The sequence below is a fragment of the Pseudomonas sp. SID14000 genome, assembly GCF_002165135.1.
Classification (GTDB): domain Bacteria; phylum Pseudomonadota; class Gammaproteobacteria; order Pseudomonadales; family Pseudomonadaceae; genus Aquipseudomonas.
Window position 1 is genome coordinate 1 of record NZ_NFZQ01000073.1, and the last position, 620, is coordinate 620.

General features: G+C 70.2%; 1 protein-coding gene. It reads left to right on the forward strand.

Translation table 11 applies throughout. From position 1 onward, the window contains the following. A partial coding sequence (locus tag CAY82_RS27435) for a DUF6421 family protein (protein ID WP_218190849.1) occupies nt 1–473 on the forward strand: 473 nt, incomplete at its 5' end. Nucleotides 474–620 lie beyond the last annotated feature (147 nt).

Sequence of the window (620 nt, forward strand, 5' to 3'; positions counted from 1 at the left end):
ACGCGGTCCTCTTCGACCGCATGTTCCGCTTCCCGGTCACCGGCGAGCGCAACCGGAACTACGACGGCCTCGGCGGTCAGCGCCTCTTCGCCTACCTCCACCGCCACGACGTCGTCCGCTGGACCGACAACCGGCTCAGCATCGACTGGGAGCGGGCCCCGCAGGTCACCAACCAGCTCTGCGCCGAGATCGAGAAGCTCTACCGCGACGGCATCGACCGCCCCAAGCTGGTGCACTGGTTCGCCGCCTACGACCTCGTCTCCCGCTACCTCTCTCCGCACCCGGGATCCCGCTGGGCCAAGGGCCCGGACGCCCTGGACCTCACAAAGCCCCCGCGTAAGCTCGTCGACGACGTGCTTCCCGACGAGTTTCCCCTGAGCATGTTCTATGAGGCGCTCGCCAAGAAGCTGAAGCACGTGATCGCCTCGACCAAGGGGATCACGGCGGCGGAGACCGGGCGGGCAGCCGCGTGAACGCGGGTTCCAAGGAGGCGGTGGCCATGAACGCGACAACAGCGGGCATCGAGGGGAGCGGCGTGCTCGAAGGTGCGGTGGTCGCGGTCGCGGGCGCGGCGGGCCCGGCCGGGCGCGCCACCCTGCTGAGCCTCGCCGAACGGGGCG